Raw genomic sequence first — 21,694 nt, forward strand, 5'->3', positions numbered from 1 at the left:
AGGGGGGTTCACCGACGCCCCCCGCTGTCACAATCGGCGGAATGAGGGGGTATCTCGCGCTGGACAGCGCGTCCGTGGTCACCGCCCTGGGCGGACTCCTGGCCGCGCTGATCGCGGCGGGAATCGCCCTGTGGCAGGTCCAGCGCGCCCAGAGCCTGGAGCGCGAGAAGATCCAGCTCGAACTGTCCTCCCAGCTCCGCCTGAAGGAGCAGGAGTGGGACCACGAACGCCAGTTGACGGAACGTGAGAGAAGAAGGGCCGAACGCGACGCGGCCCGCGAGGTCGAACAGGCGGCGGCCCGCGTCGCCGAGCACCGCTCGACCCTGGAGGACGCGGCGGCCCTGTACTGCGCACGCCTGGTCCAGGAACTCTCCACCCTGAAGATCCTCGACATGTCGCGCCCGCTGCGGCTGGAACGGCTGTACGTCCAGGTCGGCGTCCAGGAACAGCAGCCGCTGAGGTTCCTGTCGGCGGACGAACTGGACCGCGACGAGCCCCGTCTCACCCCGGACCCGACCCGCCCGTACCGCGAGGAGGCCGACCCGGATGACCCGTACCGGAATCGGCGCCACCGGGATTCCGTGGACGATCAGGAGCGGGAACGCGAACGTGCTCAGGCCAGAGCCGCCGCCGCGGCACGCGCCGCAGCGGTTCAGACCTACGCCCCGCTCGACGCCCTCACCCGCTACCGCCGCATCGTCGTCGTCGGCGACCCCGGCGCCGGCAAGACCACCATGCTCCGCCACCTCGCCCTGCGCCTGGCCGCGGACTCACCCCAACTTCCGGCGTACGTAGAACTGTTCCGGTTCGTCGAGAGCCAGCACACCTCCCTGCTCGACTACTTGGCGGAGACCTGGTCCGACCACTACGGCTTCGACGACGCCCGCGACTACCTCACGGACAAACTCGCCGACGGCACCGCCGTGTTGCTCCTCGACGGCCTCGACGAAGTCCTCGGCGGCGAGAACGCCCAGGACGCGGAGAACGCCTACCGCAGGGTCACCGCCGAGATCGCCCGCCTCTCAACTCGCTTCCCCCGCGCCCTCCTTGCCACGACCTGCCGCCGCCAGGGCTGGCGCGGCGGCCTCCCCCAGTTCCAGGTCCTGGAGGCCCTCGACTTCGAGTGGCCGCAGATCGAGACGTTCGTCGCGAACTGGTTCGGTACGACGGACCGCCGCCGCGCCGGCCTCGTACGCGCCCTCTCGGCGAACGGCCGGCTCCAAACCCTCGCCGCCAACCCCCTGTTGCTCAGCCTCATCGCGATCGTCTACGAACGCGATCTCGAACTCCCCGAACGCCGGGCCGCGTTGTACCAGCGCTGCGTCGAGGTCCTGCTGCGCGAATGGGACGCGCACCGCGAGATCACCCGCTACAGCCGCTTCACCACCGACCGCAAACAGGACCTCCTCAAGGAACTCGCCCGCCACTACCACCAGCGCGGCCTGCGCTACTTCCCCGAGGACGACCTCCTCGACCGGATCGGCCGCTTCCTCCCCACGATCGACCTCGACCCCGCCGACAGCCGCACGATCCTCGACGAGATCAGCACGCAGTACGGCCTGCTGAAGCCGCAGGCCCACGGCTGGTACGGCTTCCTCCACCTCACGCTCCAGGAGCACTTCACGGCGGCGGCCCTGCTGGAGCGAGGTTCTGAGGGCATCCAACAGGCGGTCGGCGCGCGGTACGACCCGTGGTGGGAGGAGGTGATCCTGCTGCTCGCGGGCGCGCTGCCGGACGCGACGCCGTTGCTGGCCGGGGTGTTGCAGCTCGGGGAGCGCCGGGACGTCGACCTGCTCGACCTGCCCGACGACGACTTCTTCCACACGGATCTGCTGCTGGCGGCGCGGTGCCTGACGGGGAGTCCACGGGTGGCGGATGTGGGGCTGCGGCGACAAATAGTGGCCGCCGTGCGGGAGTTGCTGGATCGTTCCCCGCATCCGGACGAGAAGCGGCGGGCCGCCGAGGCGCTGGTGGGGGTGCTGCGGTCGGACGAGCAACTCGACGATGTGATCGCGTACATCTGCGACGTCCGGCGGGCGGACGATGCGCGGATCGCGTTGGTGCGGGCGCTGGAGGCGCATGGCGGGCGGCGGGTGGGGGAGCGGTTGTTGGGTGCGTTCGCCCTGTGCCGGGGGGAGTTGAGGGATGCGTTGATCTCGGCGCTCGGGACGCTGCGGGTGGAGGGGGCGGTGGGGGTGCTGCGGGCGGAGCTGGAAGGGGCGCTGGAATCGGCCGAGCGCTTCCCGCTGAACCGCTTGCAGCACGCCGTACGCGTCGCTCTGATCCTGCGCGCGCTCGGCCCGGAGCACACGCCGACCGATCTCCTGCTGCGTGCGCTCGAAGCGGGCAGGGGCGGGTACGCCAACCCGGTTGCGCCCGTGGTGCGTGAACTTCTCAAAGGGCGGGAGGAGTTCGGACTGCCCGAGCGGCTTCTGCACCATCTCGACCTGCGTCAGTGGGGCGACGACATCGCCTCCGCCTACCTGGATTCGGCCGGTGACGACGGGGTACGGGCGCTGCTCGACCGGATTCTGGCGGCAGGCATGAGAGGCGGCGACCAGCTCATGCGGGCCGTACGCGACCACGTCGCCGGAGGACAGGGGAACGCCCACCGGGACGCGCTGCTCGACCTCGTCCACCGCAACGCCGTGGACGTCCAGGTCCGCATCCTGGCCCTGGAGGCACTCGACCACTGCCCCGGCGACCCCGGCGAACTTGACGCACTCCTCGACCACTACGACATGCGGGTGCGGGCGGCCACCGCCGCGACTCTCGCCGCGTGGGGTGCGCCGGTGCGGCTCGACATCATCCGGACGGCGGTCCTCAGTAACCGGGCCAGGCCCGGTGAGCAGGGGGACGGCTTCGTCTGGGACCCCGATCGGATCGTCACCGCGCTGACGCCGTACGGCCTCGACGGCATCGTCGCCGATCTGCGCTCCCGCATGGAATCCGTGAGCCTCCTACAGGATCCGGACGTCGCCCGCGCCTGGCTGTATGTTCTCTCGCCGGAGGACGAGGTCGACCACTACCTGGACCGGTTGCGCCGGGGGCGGCCCCAGGCGATCAGTTCGGTCCCCGCCCGCGTTCCCTCCTCCCGGGCCGAGGCCGTCTTCCGCTACTTCCAGGACACCCCGAGCGCGGCCACCAGCCAGCACGGCTACTACCGGCTCCTCCTCACCCGCACCGCCACCGCCGCCGAAGGCCCCACCGCCGTCGCCTGGCTCGTCCGCTTCCTCCCCGGCGGCGACCTGGCGGGCGCCCATTTCCCCGAGGCCCACCACCACGCCTACGAAGCCGCCCGCCGAGCCCGCGTCCGCATCCTGCGCGACCGCACCATCCAGCCCGTCCCCGTCACACAGGCCGCCCCACCAGCATCACCGGCGCCCCCGCCACCCGGGTGAGGAAAACCGTCGCCGAGTTCGCCCCCCGCAGCTTCACCTTCTTCCGCAGCTCCTCCGGCTCCACCGCAGACCCCCGCTTCTTCACGGTCAGCACCCCCACCTCCCGCTCCCGCAGCAACGCCCGCAACTTCTTGACGTTGAAGGGCAGTTGGTCGGTGATCTCGTAGGCGGACGCGTACGGGGTCGGCCGCAGCTCGTCCGACGTGACGTACGCGATGGTCTCGTCGATCAGCCCGCCCCCGTCGAGCCCGGCGGCGACATCCGCGACCAGGTGCGCGCGGATGACGGCGCCGTCAGGCTCGTACAGATAACGCCCCACGGGCCGTACGGGCGGATTCGGCAGCCCGGCGCCCAGCAGGGTGTCCCCCTCGGGCAGCAGGGTCGCCCGTACCGCTCCAGGGGCAGTACCGAACCACACCACCGCCTCCTTCACGTCCCCGCCGTCCGAGATCCACTCCGCCTCGGCGTCCTCGGGAAGCGCCTCGTGCGGAACACCGGGCGCGATCTTCAGGGCCGCGACCCGCGCCGTACGGGCCGCCCCGATGGCCCAGGACAGCGGCGGCGAGTACGCCTCGGGGTCGAAGATCCGCCCCCGCCCGCCCCGCCGGGCCGGGTCGACGAACACGGCGTCGTACGGCCCCGTATCGACGTCGACGACATCCGCCTCCCGCACCTCGATGAACTCCGCGAGCCCCAGAGCCTCGGCGTTGGCGCGGGCGACGGCGACGGTGTACGGGTCCCGGTCGACGGCCAGCACCTTGATCCCGGCCCGCGCGAGCGCGATCGCGTCGCCCCCGATCCCGCAGCACAGGTCGACGAGCGAGGTCACCCCCAACTCCGCGAACCGCCGCGCGCGGTACGAGGCGACGCTCGCCCGGGTGGCCTGCTCGACCCCGTCGGGCGTGAAGAACATCCGCCCGGCGTCCTCGGCCCCGAACTTCACCACCGCGCGGTCCCGCAGCCGGGCCTGCCCCAGCGCGGCGGACACCAGTTCCGCCGGGTGCTCCCGCCGGAGCCGGGTCGCCACCGCCAGTTCGTCACCGGGCGACGTCCCGCGCACTTCTTCCAGAAGAGCGCGGCCTTGGGGGGTGAGGAGGGGAGCGAGGTCGTTCACCGGGTCATTGTCCCCGGCCCGCGCCGCCCCCTGTACGCCACCCGAAGGATCGCCGCACCCCACCGGCGGTGTCGCCCCACCCCCACCCCCCTCGCCTGTAAAGATCCCCCACCATGGAACTAGTGGGACAAAAATACAAAAAGCGTACGTCGCGGGTGAACCGGATCCGAGGCGGCGTGACCGTCCTCGCGGTCGCCGCGATCGCGTCCGGCTGCGCGCAGGGGGAGCGGCCGGCGGGGGAGAGCAGGCCGGCGGCCGGTCAGGAGGCGGGCGCGGCCCGGGCCCGCCCGCCGATGTCGTCCGCCGAGAGGCTCCGCTCGGAGCAGGCGGCACGCGTCGCGGCGGCGAAGAGGTGGGGGCTGAAGAGGGTCCCGCTGACACCCCCGGCCCCGCCCGCGAAGAAACCGGTCATCACGACGCGGGACGGCTTCGAGGTCGACGACCACGAGGAACTCGGCCTCCCGCCGGTCTTCACGACCGTCCCCACCGAGGAGAAGGTCCTCTTCCTCACGATCGACGACGGCGCCGAGAAGGACCCCGCGTTCCTGCGGATGATGACCGAACTGAAGGTCCCGTACACCGCGTTCCTCTCCGACTACCTGGTCAAGGAGGACTACGGGTACTTCAAGAAGATGCGGGACGCGGGCGTCGTCCTGAACAACCACACCCTCCACCACCCGTACCTCCCAGGTATGTCGTACCAGCGGCAGAAGCACGAGATCTGCGGCATGCAGGACGTCATCCAGAAGCATTACGGCAAGCGCCCCCTCCTCTTCCGCCCCCCGTTCGGCAACTACAACCGCGACACCCTGCGCGCCGCGAAGGCGTGCGGCGTGAAGTACGCCCCACTCTGGGACGAGGAGGTCTTCGTCGACCACTGGGAGTACCGCGAGTGGGACCGCGACCTCCACCCCGGCGACATCGTCCTGAGCCACTTCCGAGGCCGGGACGACTGGAAGGGCACGATGCCCGACATGGTCCGCCGGTTCCTGAACATGGTCACCGAGAAGGGGTACGCCGTGGGACGCCTGGAGGACTACCTGTGAGAACGCGGGGGCCGGTGGCGGCCGTCCTGCTCGTGGCCCTGACACTCGTCACCGGCTGCGCCCAGTCCGTCGACCCGATCGAACGCCTCGGCAAGAAGGCGGCGGAACGCGTCCACGGCTCCCACCCGCCCGGCGCGCGGCAACCGGCGTACCTCCGCTGGGGGCTGACGAAACCGCTGGCTCCCGCGCCGGTGAAGGGGGGTATGACGGGTACGGGGGGTATGACGGGTACTACGGGACGTACCGGGTCCCCCGGAAGTACTACGGGTAGCACCGTCACCCCCGTACCCCCTGTCCCCTCGGTCCTCGACCGCATCCCCACCCCCGACCGCGTCGTCTTCCTCACCTACGACGACGGCGCCGAACGCGACCCACGCTTCATCGACATGGTCCGCGAACTCCGCCTCCCGGTCAGCATGTTCCTCACGGACAGCGTCGTGGGCCCCGGCTACGGCCACTTCGCCCGCCTCCAGTCCGTGGGCGCCAACCTCCAGAACCACACCCTCCACCACGCCGCCCTGCGCGGCCTCCCCTACGCGGGACAGCGCGCGGAGATCTGCGGCCAGCAGGACAAGCTCCGGTCCCGCTTCGGCCTGCGCCCCCGCTTCTTCCGCCCGCCCTACGGCACGTACGACGCGACGACCCTGCGCGCGGCGGCCGACTGCGGCATCTCCACCGTCGTCCTCTGGCGCGCCGCCATGACCCCCGGCGGGCTCGCCTACACGCACGGCTCCCGCCGGCTCCTCCCCGGCGACATCGTCGCGATGGACTCCGACGAGGCCGGCGGCCCGACCCTCAGGGAGCGGACCGTGCGGGTGCTGCGGGAGGCCCAGGAGCGGGGGCTCACCGTGGGGCGACTCGAGGACTACCGGTAGGGCCGCCGATAGGGAAAAACTCGGTCACCACGGCGCCGGGATTAGCAGTCCGCTTGACCGAGTGCTAATCGCGGTCATAGTCTCAGGTCTGGCACTCCCCACTGGAGAGTGCCAACAACGCGACGGGCAGGTCCGGCACCCGCGACGACGGATCCACCTGGTCGCCACCTCAGACAGTTAACCCCGTGAGATCTCCGAAGGGGGAGGTCGGATCGTGACGACCGCCAGCTCCAAGGTTGCCATCAAGCCGCTTGAGGACCGCATCGTGGTCCAGCCGCTCGACGCCGAGCAGACCACGGCCTCCGGCCTGGTCATCCCGGACACCGCGAAGGAGAAGCCCCAGGAGGGCGCTGTCCTCGCCGTGGGTCCGGGCCGGTTCGAGAACGGCGAGCGCCTGCCGCTCGACGTGAAGGTCGGCGACATCGTTCTCTACAGCAAGTACGGCGGCACCGAGGTCAAGTACAACGGTGACGAGTACCTCGTCCTCTCGGCTCGCGACGTGCTCGCGATCATCGAGAAGTAGGACACTTCAGTTTTTCAGCCGCGCCCCCGGCACCGCGATCCTTTGATGGAGCCGGGTGCCGGGGGCGCGGCGTTTTTCCACCCATAGATTTTCCGAGAGGGCACCCGCTGTCATGGCGAAGATCCTGAAGTTCGACGAGGACGCCCGTCGCGCCCTTGAGCGCGGCGTCAACAAGCTGGCCGACACGGTCAAGGTGACGATCGGCCCCAAGGGCCGCAACGTCGTCATCGACAAGAAGTTCGGCGCGCCGACCATCACCAACGACGGCGTCACCATCGCCCGTGAGGTCGAGCTCGACGACCCGTACGAGAACCTCGGCGCCCAGCTGGTGAAGGAGGTGGCGACCAAGACCAACGACATCGCGGGTGACGGCACCACCACCGCCACCGTGCTCGCCCAGGCGCTGGTCCGCGAGGGACTGAAGAACGTCGCCGCGGGTGCCTCCCCGGCGCTGCTGAAGAAGGGCATCGACGCGGCCGTCGCCGCCGTCTCCGAGGACCTCCTCGCGACCGCCCGCCCGATCGAGGACAAGGCGGACATCGCCGCCGTCGCCGCGCTGTCCGCGCAGGACACGCAGGTCGGCGAGCTGATCGCCGAGGCGATGGACAAGGTCGGCAAGGACGGTGTCATCACCGTCGAGGAGTCCAACACCTTCGGCCTGGAGCTGGACTTCACCGAGGGCATGGCCTTCGACAAGGGCTACCTGTCGCCGTACTTCGTGACGGATCAGGAGCGCATGGAGGCGGTCCTGGAGGACCCCTACATCCTCATCAACCAGGGCAAGATCTCCTCCATCCAGGAGCTGCTGCCGCTGCTGGAGAAGGTCATCCAGACCGGCGCCTCCAAGCCGCTGCTGATCATCGCCGAGGACGTCGAGGGCGAGGCCCTTTCCACGCTCGTCGTCAACAAGATCCGCGGCACGTTCAACGCCGTCGCCGTCAAGGCGCCCGGCTTCGGCGACCGCCGCAAGGCGATGCTCCAGGACATGGCGACGCTGACCGGCGCCGAGGTCATCTCCGAGGAGGTCGGCCTCAAGCTCGACCAGGTCGGTCTCGAGGTGCTCGGCTCCGCGCGCCGCGTCACCATCACCAAGGACGACACCACGATCGTCGACGGCGCCGGTGACTCCTCCGCCGTCCAGGGCCGCATCGCCCAGATCAAGGCCGAGATCGAGAACACGGACTCCGACTGGGACCGCGAGAAGCTCCAGGAGCGCCTCGCGAAGCTCGCCGGCGGCGTGTGCGTGATCAAGGTCGGCGCCGCGACCGAGGTCGAGCTCAAGGAGAAGAAGCACCGCCTTGAGGACGCGATCTCCGCGACCCGCGCCGCGGTCGAGGAGGGCATCGTCTCCGGCGGTGGCTCCGCGCTCGTCCACGCCGCGAAGGTCCTGGAGGGCGGCCTCGGCAAGACCGGCGACGAGGCGACCGGTGTCGCCGTCGTCCGCAAGGCCGTCGTCGAGCCGCTGCGCTGGATCGCCGAGAACGCCGGCCTGGAGGGCTACGTCATCACCTCCAAGGTCGCCGAGCTCGACAAGGGCCAGGGCTTCAACGCCGCGACCGGCGAGTACGGCGACCTGGTCAAGGCCGGCGTCATCGACCCGGTCAAGGTCACCCGCTCCGCCCTGGAGAACGCCGCCTCCATCGCCTCCCTCCTCCTCACGACCGAGACCCTGGTCGTCGAGAAGAAGGAAGAGGAGGAGCCGGCCGCGGCGGGCCACTCCCACGGCCACTCGCACTGACCTCCGAGTGCACAGAAACCCGGCACCCTCTCGGGGGGTGCCGGGTTTCCCCGTTCCCGGCGCCGTACGGGAAACCGGGGGGAGCGCTCACTGCGGCCCGTACTTGCGCCCCGCCTTCGACGAGACCCCGCCCAGCAGCCCCCGGGGTGCCATCTTCACGACGCCCATGAGGGCCTTGTAGCGGGGGTCCGGGATGGAGACCGTCTTGCCGCGGGCGAGATCCTGGAGAGCGGCCGTGACCAATTTGTCCGCGTCGAGCCACATCCAGCCGGGAATGTTGTCCGTACCCATACCGGCGCGCTCGTGGAACTCCGTACGCACGAAGCCGGGACACAGGGCCATCAGGCGTACGCCGCTGCCCGCGAGGTCCTTCGCCGCGCCCTGGGTGAACTGGACGACCCACGCCTTGGACGCGCCGTACGTGCCGCGCGGCAGGAACGCGGCGACCGAGGCGACGTTCACCACGCCCCCGCGTCTGCGCTCCCGCATCGCCTCGGCGGCGGCGGACGTGAGCCGCAGGACGGCCTCGCAGTGCACCTTGAGCATGGTCAGCTCGTCCGCCATGGAGACGTCGAGATAACGGCCCTTGTTGCCGAAACCGGCGTTGTTGACCAGCAGGTCGACGGGGTTCTTGCGGTCACCGAGACGGGTGGCGACCGCCTCGATGCCGGCGTCCTCGGAGAGGTCCGCGGTGAGGACCTCCGCCTCGATGCCGTGCCGGTCGTGCAACTCCGTCGCCTGCTCGCGCAGCCGCTTCGTGTCGCGCGCCACCAGCACGAGGTTGTGCCCGTCGGCCGCCAGCCGCCGCGCGAACGCGGCACCGATCCCCGCGGTCGATCCCGTAATCAGAGCCGTTGTCATGGCAGAAGCGTAGGCGGCCACCGTGCGCGCGTCCGTATGCCCCAGGGGCTTTCCCGAGGGCTGAGAACCCCTCGGCAACGGCTTGGTGACACTCCCTGCGCCGCCCTGGACAAAGCATCCCTGACGTCGTTTCAGCCGCCGTGTCTCTCCACGTACTTCAGCGCCCGCGCCCTCTCCTCCGGATGCAGCGCCTCGCCCGCCGCCAGCAGCCGGGGCAGCAGCTCCCGCTCGGTGGTGACCGCGCGGAACGCGACCGCCACCGTCACGTCGTGCTCCGGCCGGTGCACGATCTCCAGCGGGTCGCCCGCGCGGATCTCACCCGGCTCGATCACCCGCAGATAGGCCCCCGGCGCCGCCTCGCGGGTGAACCGCTTGACCCACTGCTTCTCGCCCAGGTGGCCCTGGAAGGTGAGACAGGGGATCCGCCCGGTCGTCACCTCCAGGACCACCTCCGCGCCGATCCGCCACCGCTCCCCGATCAGCGCCCCCGAGACGTCCACCCCCTCGGTCGTGAGGTTCTCCCCGAACGCCCCGGCGGCCAGCGGCCGGCCCAGCGCGCGCTCCCAGGCGTCGAGATCCTCCCGCGCGACCGCGTACACCGCCTGGTCGTCCCCGCCGTGGTGGCGCAGGTCGGCGATCTCGTCCCCGGCGAGCCCGCTCCCGCCGGTCCCCTTCGGCCCCGGCGCCGACACCCGCACCGGCCCCGCCACCGGACGCTTGTCGATCCCGGTCAGGCCCTGCGGCTGATCGGTGTACGGCACGGCCGCCAGCCGCCCCAGGTTCACGGACAGAATCTTCATGTACGCACCGTAATCGAGCGGACCTCAAAGAGTCGACATACTTTTGGCTGTCATACCCAAGAGCTACTTATGGCCGGGGCTATGCTCGCCCGGTGATAGAGGCCCGCCATCTGCGCGTTCTGCGCGCCGTCGCCACCACCGGCTCCTTCTCCGCCGCCGGCCGCGAACTCGGCTGCACCCAACCGGCCGTCAGCCAGCAGATGAAGGCGCTGGAGACCTCCGTCGGCACCCCGCTGCTGGTGCGCGGCGGACGCGAGATGCGCCTCACCGAGGCGGGCGAGGCCCTGGTGCGGCACGCGTCCGGCATCCTCGCCGGGCTGACGGCCGCGGAGGAGGAGATCGCCGCGATCGCGGGCCTGCGCGCCGGCCGGGTCCGCCTGGTCTCCTTCCCCAGCACTAGCTCGACCCTCGTCCCCGCCGCCCTGGCCGCCCTGCGCGCCGCCCACCCCGGCACCCGCGTCTTCCTGGAGGAGGCCGAACCGCCAGGCTCGGTCACCCTCCTGCGCGAGGGCGACTGCGACGTGGCGCTCGCCTTCCGGTACGAGAGCCCCCGAGGCACGGCGGCCGACACCGAGGAGTGGGCCGACCTCGTCGTACGGCCCCTGCTGACCGACCGGCTCGTGGCCCTCGTTCCCGAACGGCACCCCCTCGCGCGCGCGGCGGCCGTCGGGATCGCCGATCTCGCGCGCGAGCCCTGGATCGCGGGCTGTCCGCGCTGCCGGCGTCAGCTGGTCGAGGTGTGCGAGAGCGCCGGGTTCACCCCGCGGATCGACTTCGCGACCGACGACCACCCGGCGGTCGTCGGCCTGGTCGCGGCGGGGCTCGGGGTCGCCGTACTGCCCCGGCTGGCCCTGGAGTCCGTCCGGCCGCGCGGTGTGCGCACGCTGGCGCTGGAGCCGGCCGTCCGGCGCGAGGTCGTCGCCCTCACGCTGCCCGACCTCGCGCGCGTGCCCGCGGTGGCGGCGACGCTGGAGGAGCTGGAGCGGGCCGCCGTACGGCAGTGAGAAACCGGGGCGCGCGTGTGCGTGCCCCGGCCTCGGACGGTCAGACTTCCGGTGGTGTGACCCTTCCGTTAGAAGAAACGTTCCTTCATGTGTTCGAAACGGCGGCCGTCTCGACCGACGCCGTGACGAGGCGGCTTCGTGCCCGCCCCATCAGTTCCTCGCGCTCGTCCTCGGTCAGTCCGCCCCACACGCCGTACGGCTCACGCACCGCCAGTGCGTGCGCCGCGCACTGCGCGCGGACCGGACACCTCATGCAGACCTCCTTGGCCGAGTTCTCGCGAGCGCTCCTGGCTGCCCCGCGCTCGCCCTCAGGGTGGAAGAAGAGCGAGCTGTCGACCCCGCGGCAGGCAGCGAGGAGCTGCCAGTCCCACAGGTCCGCGTTCGGTCCGGGAAGGCGGGAGAAATCTGCCATTACGTGACCCCTTGTAGCCGTGCTGAGCGGATACGGTGCCCACGACCGTACAACTACGATCTAAGGAGATGAAAATATGACTCATCGCGAATCTAGCCCTAGACACCACCTAAAGGGAAGAAATGGGTCTAAATGGGGCACCGGTTGTGATGAAACGGCGAGGGTCTGTTGCGCCTGTCTGCACCGTCCGAGCACCCTCACGTAGAGTGCCGAAGAGGCTACGCAGCCCCGTAACTCTTTCGAGTGACCGTCGTTGAGAGTGCGGAGGCGGTTGAAAACACAAAAGCTCGGGCAGATGTCCGAGCCGGTCGACCGCACAGGTGAATACGTACCAGCCTGGAGGCACAAGGTGACGCGCATCAGCTGCGGAGGGCGGCCATGACTTCCGTCCTCGTCTGCGACGACTCCCCGCTTGCCCGAGAGGCGCTGCGCCGCGCGGTCGCGACCGTGCCCGGCGTCGAGCGCGTGACAACCGCGGCCAACGGCGAGGAAGTCCTCCGCCGCTGGGGTGCGGACCGCTCGGACCTGATCCTGATGGACGTACGCATGCCCGGCCTGGGCGGCGTCGAGACCGTACGGCGGCTGCTGTCCGCCGACCCCGGTGCGCGCATCATCATGCTCACCGTCGCCGAGGACCTGGACGGCGTGGCCCTCGCGGTCGCTGCCGGGGCCCGCGGCTACCTGCACAAGGACGCGTCCCGCGCGGAACTGCGCGCGACCGTCACGCAGGCCCTCGCCGACCCGACCTGGCGGCTCGCGCCGCGCCGGCTGCGGTCCGCCGAGATGGGCGCCGCACCGACGCTCACCGCGCGCGAGATCCAGGTGCTCGAAGGGATGAGCCACGGGCGGTCCAACGCGGAGATCGGGCGCGAACTGTTCCTGTCCGAGGACACCGTCAAGACGCACGCGCGACGGCTGTTCAAGAAACTGGGCGCGTCCGACCGGGCGCACGCGGTGGCTCTCGGGTTCCGGTGGGGGCTCGTCCGCTGAGTCCCGCGCCGACGGTGCCGGACGCTCGCGGGGAAGCCGTGCTCCCGGAGTCATCTTGGACACATTCCGAGTGTGCTTCCGGCGGCTGTCGTCTCCTCACTCTCCGCTGGTGGGTGGGGTGGTGGGAGCCGGCGGGCGCGGGTCGTGCGGGCCGGTTCCCCGGAGGGGCGCTGCTCGTTTCGGCGGGGATGCCGCATGCTTGAGGTGTGGAGTTCCTCGGGGACGAGTCGGCCGAGCGGGAGGGGAGGGCGCGGGGTATGAGTTCCGGCGCACCTGCTCATAACGCTTCGGTGCACAACGAAGGACACGGAGCCACGGACGAGACGGCCTCGGTGCACCATGGACCGATGCGTGATGACGAGGCGGTCCGTGCCCAGGGAACGATCGGCTCCCTCGTCCATCGCGCGGTGGACGGCGATGAACAGGCGACCCATGACCTGCTCGCCCACGTCCACCCCCTGGCCCTGCGCTACTGCCGTACGCGCCTGTCGCGTCTGCCCGGGGACGCGCGGCACTTCGTGGAGGACCTCGCGCAGGAGGTCTGCGTGGCCGTCCTCCTCGCCCTGCCGCGCTACCGGGACACCGGGCGCCCCTTCGAGGCGTTCGTCTTCGCCATCGCCGCCCACAAGGTCGCCGACCTCCAGCGCGCCGCCATGCGCCACCCCGGCTCCACGGCCGTCCCCTCGGACGAGATGCCGGAGCGGCCCGACGACTCCCTCGGCCCCGAGGAGCGCGCCCTGCTCAGCAGCGACGCCGCGTGGGCCAAGAAACTCCTCGCCAACCTCCCCGAGAACCAGCGCGAACTGCTCCTGCTGCGGATCGCCGTGGGGCTGACGGCGGAGGAGACCGGACAGATGCTCGGCATGTCGCCCGGCGCGGTCCGGGTGGCCCAGCACCGCGCGCTGAGCAGGCTGCGGGCGCTGGCGGAGCAGTGACAACGGTAAGGGGCGGGCTCCAGGGAGACGCCCCTTACCTGTCGAGCGGAGTGCCGAGCGGCGCCCGCGCGCGGACGGGGCCCCGGCTGAACAGGTCGCCCGTCGGCTCCGTACGAACATACGAAGCCCGAGGTCACCTCGTACCGTGGAATTTGCGGCCCCTGCTTCCCGTTAGCATGGACATCCGCACCGATCAAGGCCATTTGGGGAAGGTGTCATGACTGCCAACGTCGACGGAGTGCCCGGCAAGTTCGCGACTCTCGGGTTGACCTACGACGACGTGCTGCTGCTGCCGGGAGCCTCCGAGGTCCTCCCGAACGCGGTCGACACCTCGTCCCGCGTCTCCCGCAACGTCCGGGTGAACATCCCCCTGCTGTCGGCCGCCATGGACAAGGTCACCGAGTCCCGCATGGCGATCGCCATGGCCCGCCTCGGCGGCGTCGGCGTGCTGCACCGCAACCTGTCCGTCGAGGACCAGGTCAACCAGGTCGACCTCGTGAAGCGCTCCGAGTCCGGCATGGTCTCCGACCCGATCACGGTCCACCCGGAGGCGACCCTCGCCGAGGCCGACGCCCTGTGCGCGAAGTTCCGCATCAGCGGCGTCCCGGTCACCGACCCCGCCGGCAAGCTCCTGGGCATCGTCACCAACCGCGACATGGCCTTCGAGAACGACCGTGCCCGCCAGGTCCGCGAGGTCATGACCCCGATGCCGCTGGTCACCGGCCACGTCGGCATCTCCGGCAGCGACGCGATGGAACTCCTGCGCCGCCACAAGATCGAGAAGCTGCCCCTCGTCGACGACGCGGGCATCCTCAAGGGCCTCATCACCGTCAAGGACTTCGTCAAGGCGGAGAAGTACCCGAACGCCGCCAAGGACGCCGACGGCCGCCTCATCGTCGGTGCCGCCGTGGGCGCCAGCCCCGAGGCCCTGGAGCGCGCCCAGGCGCTCGCCGAGGCCGGCGTGGACTTCCTGGTCGTCGACACCTCCCACGGCCACAACAGCAACGCCCTCAGCTGGATGGCGAAGATCAAGTCCAGCGTGAACGTCGACGTCATCGGCGGCAACGTCGCCACCCGCGACGGCGCGCAGGCCCTCATCGACGCCGGTGTCGACGGCATCAAGGTCGGCGTCGGACCCGGCTCGATCTGCACCACGCGCGTGGTCGCCGGTATCGGCGTCCCGCAGGTCACCGCCATCTACGAGGCGTCCCTCGCCGCCCGCGCGGCAGGCATCCCGCTCATCGGCGACGGCGGCCTCCAGTACTCCGGCGACATCGGCAAGGCCCTCGCCGCCGGCGCCGACACGGTCATGCTGGGCTCGCTGCTCGCGGGCTGCGAGGAGTCCCCGGGCGAGCTCCAGTTCATCAACGGCAAGCAGTTCAAGTCGTACCGGGGCATGGGCTCGCTCGGCGCCATGCAGTCGCGCGGCCAGGGCAAGTCGTACTCCAAGGACCGCTACTTCCAGGCCGAGGTCTCCGCCGACGACAAGCTCGTCCCCGAGGGCATCGAGGGCCAGGTGCCCTACCGGGGCCCGCTCTCCAGCGTCCTGCACCAGCTCGTCGGCGGCCTGCGCCAGACCATGGGCTACGTGGGCGCCGCCACCATCGACGAGATGGAAAGCAAGGGCCGCTTCGTACGGATCACCTCGGCCGGTCTGAAGGAGTCGCACCCGCACGACATCCAGATGACCGTCGAGGCGCCGAACTACAGCCGCAAGTGACCTTCACACGCGCGTGAGGCCCGATCGAGGCGGTCCCGGGAACTCCGGGGCCGCCTTTGTCATACCCGTCGGGGATACTGGGAGACGCTGCAACGCAACAGGGAAAGGCCACAGACGTGACTGAGATCGAGATCGGGCGCGGCAAGCGCGGCCGGCGGGCGTACGCCTTCGACGACATCGCCGTCGTCCCCAGCCGTCGTACGCGGGACCCGAAGGAGGTCTCGATCGCCTGGCAGATCGACGCCTACCGCTTCGAACTGCCCTTCCTGGCCGCCCCCATGGACTCGGTCGTCTCCCCGGCCACCGCGATCCGCATCGGCGAGCTGGGCGGCCTCGGCGTCCTCAACCTCGAAGGGCTCTGGACGCGCTACGACGACCCGCAGCCGCTGCTCGACGAGATCACCGAGCTGCCCTCCGAGCAGGCCACCCGCCGCCTCCAGGAGATCTACGCCGCGCCGATCAAGGAGGAGCTGATCGGCCGCCGCATCAAGGAGGTGCGCGACGCGGGCGTGGTCACCGCCGCCGCGCTCTCCCCGCAGCGCACGGCCCAGTTCTCCAAGGCCGTCGTCGACGCGGGCGTGGACATCTTCGTCATCCGGGGGACGACGGTCTCCGCCGAGCACGTCTCCGGGTCGCACGAACCGCTCAACCTCAAGCAGTTCATCTACGAACTCGACGTCCCGGTGATCGTCGGCGGCTGCGCCACGTACACGGCCGCGCTGCACCTCATGCGCACGGGCGCGGCGGGCGTCCTCGTCGGCTTCGGCGGCGGCGCCGCGCACACCACGCGCAACGTGCTCGGCATCCGCGTCCCGATGGCCACCGCCGTCGCGGACGTCGCCGCCGCGCGCCGCGACTACATGGACGAGTCCGGCGGGCGGTACGTCCACGTCATCGCCGACGGCGGGGTCGGCTCGTCCGGCGACCTGCCCAAGGCGATCGCCTGCGGCGCCGACGCCGTCATGATGGGCTCCCCGCTGGCCCGTGCCACCGATGCGCCCGGCAAGGGGCACCACTGGGGCATGGAGGCCGTCAACGAGGAGCTGCCGCGCGGCAAGAAGGTCGACCTCGGGACCGTCGGCACGGTCGAGGAGGTCCTCACCGGGCCGTCCCACACGCCTGACGGGTCGATGAACTTCTTCGGCGCGCTGCGCAGGGCCATGGCGACGACCGGGTACAGCGAGCTGAAGGAGTTCCAGCGGGTCGAGGTGGCTGTCGCGGATTCGCAGGATCGGCGGTAGTCGGTCGTACGACGCCTGGAGGGGCCGGTTGCCGTGGGTGCGGTGATCGGCTCCTTTTCGTTTTTCTTGAGGCTTTTGGTGGCGGCGCGAGAAGTGAAGTGGGGGGCGTGCGGTGGTGAAAGAGGTTTGACGGAAGGTTTCTGCTGATCATCGGGCGATAGCGTCCTTCTCGTGGCGCCCAGGTTTTCTGGTAGCGCCCCCTTCCAAGGACTTGATCCGGACCCCGTCCCCTCGGGGCCCGGCCCGATTCCAGACGAGCCGCTCTACCGGGCTATCGGGCGGCGTCGTGGAAGGGGGCGCCCATGGGACGCCATCGCAAGCCCACCCGCTGGGACAAGGTCCGTCTTCGGATGGTCCAGTTCAAGAGGAGGTGGATCTTGCGGCTGTTTGGATGGTGAGTGGCCGCCCCTAAGAAACATAGGGGCGGAGCACCCATGAACCATCCGGGAGCCTGCCGCAGTGCCTGCTGTGGTGGGCTCCCACTCTTTAGGCGGGATGGTGAATGGCCGTCCCTGCGAGAACCAGGGGCGGACACCCTGTAGCCCATCCGCGAGTCTGCCCCAGTGCCCTCTGCGGCCGACTCCGCCTGCTTCCAAGGTACTGGCCCCTGCCTGCCGTGCGCCACCAACCCCAGAAGTGCGCTCCTCTTTCGCGCCCCCTTTCACAACCGATGCGCCGCCCCCGTAGGGGTCGCCCCCCGCGTGTCCAGCAGTAGCTGCGCCTTCACCGACAACCCCTGAAGGTCGTACGTCCGGTGCTGCTGGAGGAGGATCGTCAGGTCGGCGTCGGCGGCGGCCTCGTAGAGGGAGTCGGCGCGGGGGACGGGGCGGTCGAGGACGTTCCAGGAGGGGACGTGGGGGTCGTGGTAGCTGATGGAGGCGCCCAGCTCCATCAGGCGGACCGCGATCTCGTGTGCGGGGGTGTTCTGGCGGTCGGCCAGGTCCGCCTTGTAGGTGACGCCCAGGAGGAGGACGCGGGCGCCGCGCGCCGACTTGCCGTATTCGTTCAGGAGAGCCGCGGCGCGCTGGACGACGTACCGGGGCATGCGCGTGTTGACCTGCTGGGCGAGTTCGACCATGCGCAGGGGGCCGCCGGGGTGGTCTAGGGGGACGGAGTGGCCGCCGACGCCGGGTCCCGGGCGGAACGCCTGGAAGCCGAACGGCTTGGTCTCGGCGCAGCGGATGACGTCCCAGAGGTCGACACCCAGACGGTGGCAGAGGATCGCCATCTCGTTGACGAGCGCGATGTTGACGTGCCGGAAGTTGGTCTCCAGGAGCTGCACAGTCTCCGCCTCGCGCAGCCCGCGCGCGCGGACGACCTTGTCGGTGAGGCGGCCGTAGAACGCGGCGGCGGACTCCGTGCACGCGGGCGTGAGGCCGCCGATGACCTTCGGCGTGTTGGCCGGGGTGAAGGCGCGGTTGCCGGGGTCGACGCGGCTGGGGGAGTGCGCGAGGTGGAAGTCGCGTCCCGCGTGCAGGCCGGAGGTCTCCTCCAGGAGGGGCCGCAGGAAGTCCTCGGTCGTCCCGGGGTGCACCGGCGATTCGAGGATCACGGTGGTGTGCGGGCGCAGGTGACCGGCGAGGGTGCGCGCGGCCGACTCCACCTGGCCGAGGTCGAGTCCGCCGTCCGCGTCGCGCGGGGTGGGCGCGCAGATCACCGCCGTACGGACGCGGCCGAGTTCGGCGGGGTCCGTGACGATCCGGAAGCCCCCCGCGAGCATCCGGCGCAGTTCGGCGGGGGTGAGGGAGCCGGGTTCCGGGCCGGTGCGGTAGCCGATGGTGGGGATGCCTGCGGCGACCGCTGCCTGGGCCAGGGGGAGGCCGAGCGGGCCGAGTCCGATGACGGCGAGATCTGCGGGCATGGAGTGGGCCGTCCTTCCCAGTCACCGAGAACGGTGGGGTTAACCGAAGCGGGGCGGGCGCGCAAGCCCTGTGGACTGAACGAGCGAGCGCAATGTCAGACTAGGAGTAAATATGACCGTTATGTGGGATTGGCCGGGCGTGTTGTCCACAGGTGTGGCCTGACGCGGACAAGGCGGTCAGAATCTGAGCGAGGGCAAGGTGATCGACGGCGGGAGACGACGGTGAGGACAGCGACACTGGGACCGGTGCAGCGGGCCGAGTCACTGGCGGACATGGCCGAGCACGAACTCGACGTACTGGTCGTCGGAGCCGGGGTGGTCGGCGCGGGGACAGCCCTCGACGCCGTCACCCGGGGCCTGTCCACCGGCCTGGTCGAGGCGCGCGACTGGGCGTCGGGCACCTCCAGCCGCTCCAGCAAGCTCATCCACGGCGGACTGCGCTACCTGGAGATGCTCGACTTCGCCCTCGTCCGCGAGGCGCTGAAGGAACGCGGCCTGCTCCTGGAACGCCTCGCGCCGCACCTGGTCAAGCCGGTCCCGTTCCTCTACCCGCTGAAGCGCAAGGGCTGGGAGCGGCTGTACGCGGGCTCGGGCGTCGCCCTCTACGACGCGATGTCGATGGCCCGGGGCCACGGCCGGGGCCTGCCCACGCACCGCCACCTGAGCCACCGTCACGCCCTGCGCGTCGCCCCCGCCCTGCGCAAGGACGCCCTCGTCGGCGCGCTCCAGTACTACGACGCCCAGATGGACGACGCCCGCTTCGTCGCCACGCTGGTGCGCACGGCGGCCTCGTACGGCGCGAAAGCCGCCAACCGTGCGCGGGTGACCGGGTTCCTGCGGGAGGGGGAGCGGGTCGTCGGCGCGCGCGTGCAGGACGTCGAGGCGGGCGGGGAGTACGAGATCCGGGCCCGGCAGATCGTCAACGCGACCGGGGTGTGGACCGACGACACGCAGGCCATGGTCGGCTCGCGCGGGCAGTTCCACGTCCGGGCCTCCAAGGGCATCCACCTCGTCGTGCCGCGCGACCGCATCAACTCCTCGACCGGGCTGATCCTGCGCACCGAGAAGTCCGTGCTGTTCGTCATCCCCTGGGGGCGGCACTGGATCGTCGGGACGACCGACACCGACTGGGACCTCGACAAGGCGCACCCGGCCGCGTCCAGCGCCGACATCGACTACCTGCTGGAGCACGTGAACTCGGTGCTCGCGACGCCGCTCACCCGCGACGACGTCGAGGGTGTGTACGCCGGGCTGCGGCCCCTGCTGGCCGGCGAGTCGGACGCGACCAGCAAGCTGTCGCGCGAGCACACCGTCGCGCATCCGGTGCCGGGGCTCGTCGTCGTCGCGGGCGGCAAGTACACGACGTACCGGGTGATGGCCAAGGACGCGGTCGACGAGGCCGTCCACGGGCTCGACCAGCGGGTCGCCGCGTGCGTCACCGAGGACGTGCCGCTGCTCGGTGCCGAGGGGTACCGGGCGCTGTGGAACGGGCGTGCGCGGATCGCTGCGCGGGCCGGGCTGCATGTCGTGCGGGTCGAGCATCTGCTGAATCGGTTCGGCGCGTTGGCGCAGGAAGTGCTGGACCTCATCGCCGGGGATCCCTCGCTCGGGGAGCCGCTCCAGGGGGCCGACGACTATCTGCGGGCCGAGGTCGTGTACGCCGCCTCGCATGAAGGGGCCCGGCACCTGGACGACGTGCTGACCCGGCGGACCCGGATCTCCATCGAGACGTTCGACCGGGGGACGCGGTGTGCCCGCGAGGTCGCCGAGTTGATGGCGTCGGTGCTGGGGTGGGACGAGGAGCAGGTCGAGCGGGAGGTCCAGCATTACGAGAAGCGGGTGGAGGCGGAGCGGGAGTCTCAGCGGCAGCCGGATGATCTGACGGCGGATGCGGCGCGGTTGGGGGCGCCGGACATCGTTCCCTTGTGAGGGGCGTTCACTTCTAGGCGCCTAATGGGGGGCCTGGTGAGGGTTGTCGGCGGGTGCAGCGGCGTTGTGGCTGATCGCGCAGTTCCCCGCGCCCCTTAGGGCGGCGATGACCTGCCCGGCATCGCCCTGGAAACGTCACTCGATCGAGCTACAGCCTGCCGGGATCTTTGCCGGGAACCCGGCCGTTTCACTGGTAACGCGGGCAGAACTCGGCAGCGAGCAAGGCCGGTTCGAGGTCGGGGGTCGCCAGCGTCGTGGTGTTCACGCGGAACGTGAGGACGTGCCGGCCGTCAGGCGTCGCGGCGGTGCGGACGTAGCTGCCGGGGATGCGGCCGTCGTGTCCCCACACCGTGACACCGCAGGGCAGCCTCACGGGGAACAGGCCCATGCCGTACGAGCCGTGTGCGGCGCGGGTGTCCAGCATCTCGCGCAGCCAGTGCGGGGGCAGGAGTTCACCGGAGAGCAGCGCCGCGTAGAAGCGGTCGAGGTCGGCGAGCGTGGTCACCAGCTCGCCGGCGGCGCCCGCGACGCGGGGGTCGAGATCGGTGACGTCGGAACCGTCGCTCGCGAAGGCGCGGCCGTGAGGTGAGGGAAGGGACGTACGGGAGCCAGGGAAGGAGGTGCCCGCCAGACGGAGGGGAACGATGACGCGGCGCTCGGCCTCGGCGGCGTAGGAGCGGCCGGTGACCTGTTCGACGACCAGGCCGAGCAGGACGTAGTTGGTGTTGGAGTAGGAGAAGCGGCCTCGGTCGGCCGGAGGGTGGGTGAGGGCCAGACGAACGGCTTGGAGAGCGGTGAGCGGGACGGTCCCCCGGGTGGTCCGGGTGAAGTCGTACAGGCCGCTGGTGTGGGTGAGCAGGGAGCGCAGGGTCAGCGCGCGGCCGTCGTTGCCGGCTCCCCGCACCAGTCCCGGCAGGTGCCGCTCCACAGGGTCGGACAGCGACAGCCGGTGTTCCGCGGCCAGTTGGAGCACCACGGTGGCCACGAAGGTCTTGGTGACGCTGCCGGCCCGGAAGTGGTCGTCCGGGGAGATCCCGGTCCCGGCGGAGGCGTACCGGCTGCCGTCCGGCGTCCGTGCCAGCAGGGCGGCGGCCGGGGCCTTCCCCCGGGAGACCAGCAGGGGGAGCAGAACCTCCGGGGACGGGTTCACGGTGGCTCGCGAGCCGGCCGCCGCGAGTTCCAGCAGGAGCAGGGCGACGGCCACGACCAGCAGGCTCCGGCGCGGTGGCATCGCGGTCCTCCTC

17 protein-coding genes are annotated in these 21,694 nt (G+C 70.8%); 11 read left to right on the top strand and 6 right to left on the bottom strand.

Annotated features, from left to right (window positions below; all coding sequences use genetic code 11):
- Positions 1–41: 41 nt before the first annotated feature.
- The gene (locus ACQCO7_RS26115) at positions 42–3,401 is read left to right on the top strand and encodes an NACHT domain-containing protein (protein ID WP_464074082.1); all 3,360 of its coding nucleotides are present in this window, start codon (positions 42–44) and stop codon (positions 3,399–3,401) included.
- On the opposite strand, the gene ACQCO7_RS26120 is transcribed toward ACQCO7_RS26115, so the two are convergent.
- On the bottom strand, positions 3,352–4,515 hold the full coding sequence (locus ACQCO7_RS26120; RefSeq protein ID WP_464074083.1) for a THUMP-like domain-containing protein: 1,164 nt from the start codon (positions 4,513–4,515) through the stop codon (positions 3,352–3,354). The two genes, ACQCO7_RS26115 and ACQCO7_RS26120, sit on opposite strands and share 50 nt — an antisense overlap.
- Before the next feature lie 113 nt (positions 4,516–4,628).
- Here ACQCO7_RS26120 and ACQCO7_RS26125 point away from each other — a divergent pair, with 113 nt between their 5' ends.
- The 4 genes from ACQCO7_RS26125 (at position 4,629) to groL (ending at position 8,697) form a co-directional block, all read left to right on the top strand.
- Positions 4,629–5,561 carry a polysaccharide deacetylase family protein gene (locus ACQCO7_RS26125; RefSeq protein WP_464074084.1) on the top strand — a complete coding sequence of 311 codons (933 nt, stop codon included), beginning with the start codon at positions 4,629–4,631 and terminating at the stop codon, positions 5,559–5,561.
- Positions 5,558–6,436 carry a polysaccharide deacetylase family protein gene (locus ACQCO7_RS26130; RefSeq protein ID WP_464074085.1) on the top strand — a complete coding sequence of 293 codons (879 nt, stop codon included), beginning with the start codon at positions 5,558–5,560 and terminating at the stop codon, positions 6,434–6,436. Before ACQCO7_RS26125 ends, ACQCO7_RS26130 begins: the two co-directional genes overlap by 4 nt.
- A gap of 214 nt (positions 6,437–6,650) precedes the next feature.
- Positions 6,651–6,959 (top strand): co-chaperone GroES, encoded by a 309-nt coding sequence (gene groES / locus ACQCO7_RS26135; protein WP_018543953.1) that lies wholly within the window; start codon positions 6,651–6,653, stop codon positions 6,957–6,959.
- A 112-nt stretch (positions 6,960–7,071) separates the two neighbouring features.
- Positions 7,072–8,697 (top strand): chaperonin GroEL, encoded by a 1,626-nt coding sequence (gene groL / locus ACQCO7_RS26140; RefSeq protein ID WP_464074086.1) that lies wholly within the window; start codon positions 7,072–7,074, stop codon positions 8,695–8,697.
- A gap of 87 nt (positions 8,698–8,784) precedes the next feature.
- Here groL and ACQCO7_RS26145 read toward each other — a convergent pair whose 3' ends face one another.
- Together ACQCO7_RS26145 and ACQCO7_RS26150 are read right to left on the bottom strand one after the other, a co-directional pair.
- Complete coding sequence (locus ACQCO7_RS26145) at positions 8,785–9,558, bottom strand: SDR family NAD(P)-dependent oxidoreductase (protein ID WP_464074087.1); 774 nt, start codon at positions 9,556–9,558, stop codon at positions 8,785–8,787.
- A gap of 131 nt (positions 9,559–9,689) precedes the next feature.
- Positions 9,690–10,358, bottom strand: coding sequence for an MOSC domain-containing protein (locus ACQCO7_RS26150; RefSeq protein ID WP_464074088.1), 669 nt, complete (start codon positions 10,356–10,358; stop codon positions 9,690–9,692).
- A 92-nt stretch (positions 10,359–10,450) separates the two neighbouring features.
- Between ACQCO7_RS26150 and ACQCO7_RS26155 the strand changes: the two genes are divergently transcribed.
- Entirely contained in the window at positions 10,451–11,362 is a 912-nt protein-coding gene (locus ACQCO7_RS26155; RefSeq protein WP_464074089.1) for a LysR family transcriptional regulator, read from the top strand.
- 85 nt (positions 11,363–11,447) lie between these two features.
- On the opposite strand, the gene ACQCO7_RS26160 is transcribed toward ACQCO7_RS26155, so the two are convergent.
- On the bottom strand, positions 11,448–11,774 hold the full coding sequence (locus ACQCO7_RS26160; protein WP_010351756.1) for a WhiB family transcriptional regulator: 327 nt from the start codon (positions 11,772–11,774) through the stop codon (positions 11,448–11,450).
- A 378-nt stretch (positions 11,775–12,152) separates the two neighbouring features.
- Here ACQCO7_RS26160 and ACQCO7_RS26165 point away from each other — a divergent pair, with 378 nt between their 5' ends.
- The 4 genes from ACQCO7_RS26165 to ACQCO7_RS26180 all read left to right on the top strand — a co-directional run bounded on the left by ACQCO7_RS26165 (position 12,153) and on the right by ACQCO7_RS26180 (position 16,660).
- Positions 12,153–12,764: a response regulator transcription factor gene (locus tag ACQCO7_RS26165; protein ID WP_003948568.1), complete on the top strand. Its 612-nt coding sequence runs from the start codon at positions 12,153–12,155 to the stop codon at positions 12,762–12,764.
- A 347-nt stretch (positions 12,765–13,111) separates the two neighbouring features.
- Positions 13,112–13,699 carry a sigma-70 family RNA polymerase sigma factor gene (locus tag ACQCO7_RS26170; RefSeq protein ID WP_010351757.1) on the top strand — a complete coding sequence of 196 codons (588 nt, stop codon included), beginning with the start codon at positions 13,112–13,114 and terminating at the stop codon, positions 13,697–13,699.
- Between the two features lie 217 nt (positions 13,700–13,916).
- The gene (gene guaB, locus ACQCO7_RS26175) at positions 13,917–15,419 is read left to right on the top strand and encodes an IMP dehydrogenase (RefSeq protein WP_464074090.1); all 1,503 of its coding nucleotides are present in this window, start codon (positions 13,917–13,919) and stop codon (positions 15,417–15,419) included.
- Between the two features lie 116 nt (positions 15,420–15,535).
- Complete coding sequence (locus ACQCO7_RS26180; RefSeq protein ID WP_464074091.1) at positions 15,536–16,660, top strand: GuaB3 family IMP dehydrogenase-related protein; 1,125 nt, start codon at positions 15,536–15,538, stop codon at positions 16,658–16,660.
- 661 nt (positions 16,661–17,321) lie between these two features.
- Here ACQCO7_RS26180 and ACQCO7_RS26185 read toward each other — a convergent pair.
- On the bottom strand, positions 17,322–18,521 hold the full coding sequence (locus ACQCO7_RS26185; protein WP_010351760.1) for a nucleotide sugar dehydrogenase: 1,200 nt from the start codon (positions 18,519–18,521) through the stop codon (positions 17,322–17,324).
- A 222-nt stretch (positions 18,522–18,743) separates the two neighbouring features.
- On the opposite strand from ACQCO7_RS26185, the gene ACQCO7_RS26190 reads away from it, so the two are divergent.
- Positions 18,744–20,450, top strand: a complete 1,707-nt coding sequence (locus ACQCO7_RS26190; RefSeq protein WP_464074092.1) for a glycerol-3-phosphate dehydrogenase/oxidase — start codon at positions 18,744–18,746, stop codon at positions 20,448–20,450.
- Between the two features lie 187 nt (positions 20,451–20,637).
- On the opposite strand, the gene ACQCO7_RS26195 is transcribed toward ACQCO7_RS26190, so the two are convergent.
- Positions 20,638–21,681 carry a serine hydrolase domain-containing protein gene (locus tag ACQCO7_RS26195; RefSeq protein ID WP_464074093.1) on the bottom strand — a complete coding sequence of 348 codons (1,044 nt, stop codon included), beginning with the start codon at positions 21,679–21,681 and terminating at the stop codon, positions 20,638–20,640.
- Positions 21,682–21,694 lie beyond the last annotated feature (13 nt).

Source organism: Streptomyces saintjeani, assembly GCF_055409605.1.